2 protein-coding genes are annotated in these 1,559 nt (G+C 39.6%); one reads left to right on the plus strand and one right to left on the minus strand.

Annotation, left to right across the window (positions count from 1 at the left end; genetic code table 11):
- Positions 1–171: 171 nt before the first annotated feature.
- Positions 172–1,119, minus strand: coding sequence for an IS30 family transposase (locus ABZS58_RS51290; protein WP_003130410.1), 948 nt, complete (start codon positions 1,117–1,119; stop codon positions 172–174).
- A gap of 172 nt (positions 1,120–1,291) precedes the next feature.
- Between ABZS58_RS51290 and ABZS58_RS51295 the strand changes: the two genes are divergently transcribed.
- Positions 1,292–1,559, plus strand: a 268-nt coding sequence (locus ABZS58_RS51295; RefSeq protein ID WP_354792132.1) for a DUF1275 family protein, incomplete at its 3' end; no start/stop codon positions are given.

A 1,559-nucleotide genomic window follows, 5' to 3' on the forward strand; every position in this document is an offset into this window, starting at 1 on the left:
AAACGAACAATGGCAATTGTTCCTTCACCAAGCGGTGTCGAAATCGCCGCAATCGTATCAAATTCTTGTGTTAATGTCATAAAGACTATTTTAACGCAAAAAGGCTGAATTTCCTAGCCTATTTAATTTATTTTTTTATAAAAAATAAAAATCGCAAATTGCAAGTCCAAGTTAGCCAGCCAAGCTCATCTCATATGAACTCTTATAGTTGAACATTTTTCTTGGATAATGGTTCATCCAATACTCGATAGCGGCGACTTCTTCAGGGGTCGTCTTTGTTGTGCCTTTTGGCAGATGCCTACGAATCATTCGGTTATGGTTTTCATTCGTCCCTCGCTCAAAGCTCGCGTAGGCGTGTGCATAGTAAACTGGACAGCTTACGACCTCAGAGAGCCTTGCAAATTCATGGCCATTGTCAGGGGTAATGGATTTGAAGTCATAACTTTTTTGAAGTTCCACCAGCTCATCATTGACCGCCTGTGCTGTTTTCCCATCAATCAAGCGAATGATCTCCGTGCGGTATTTTCGCTCTGTGAGCGTCAAAAGCACCTTGTTCTTAGCTCTCGTAAGAATGACCGTGTCAATCTCGTAATGCCCCACTTCTAAGCGATTGTTAATGAACTCAGGCCGTTCTTCAATAGACTTACCAAAAGGATGCTTTGGCGCACGAGGTTTGATTTTCTTTGCCGCCTTATACTGCGGATAGAAAAGATGATGACGCTTGGCTTCTAACCAGCCCCAGTTGACCCAATTGTAGAGGCTGCTCAGAGAAACTCCTTTTAGAGCCTGATGAATGACTTCCAAAGAGTCCTTGTCTTCTTTAAGACGTGTACTCACATAACAATCAATCTCAGTCGTGAGTTTACTCGGACGAACACTGTGAGCCCTCAATCCTTCATAATTTTCTTGAGCCTTTTTAGCAGAGTATTTTACCTTCCGCTTGAGCTGGATTTCCCCTCGCTTCATCTCTCTGTCAATCGTCCCATGAGCTTTATTCAATAAGCGCGCAATCTCACGGTTGCTCAGTCCTTCTTTATTGTGCCAACGTTCAATGTTTAAACGGTCTTGATTGGTCAGGTGTTTCCCTTTGCTCTGGCTTGTGATAGAATAGTCTTGCATCTGAATTTCCTTTTTATACTATTTGGTCGAACTTCTAGTATAAGAGATTCAGATGTTTTTTGCTTGACTCAAGGTGGCTAACTTCATTTTACAATTTGCGATTTAATTTTTTATTTTAAATAGAGTACATTAGATTATCATTGTGCTATAATGACCTTATCTTTTACAGATTATGAAGGAAAAAATTAAGCTTAAATCCGCAGTCCATTCTAAAGAAAGTTTACTTGTTGCTCTATTACTTGCCATGAATACAGGCTTTGTTGATGCCTTTACCTTTTTTCATTTTGACGGCCGTTTCGCTAGTCTCCAAACTGGGAATTTGATTCAGACTGGAATTAATTTAGCCCATGGAAATTTGGAGAAAGCTTTTCAATTTATTATTCCAATTTTATTTTTTGCACTAGGTGCACTTTTCAAGACCTTATTCACCAAATATAAAA

Source organism: Dactylosporangium sp. NPDC005555 (assembly GCF_040605635.1).
GTDB lineage: Bacteria > Actinomycetota > Actinomycetes > Mycobacteriales > Micromonosporaceae > Dactylosporangium.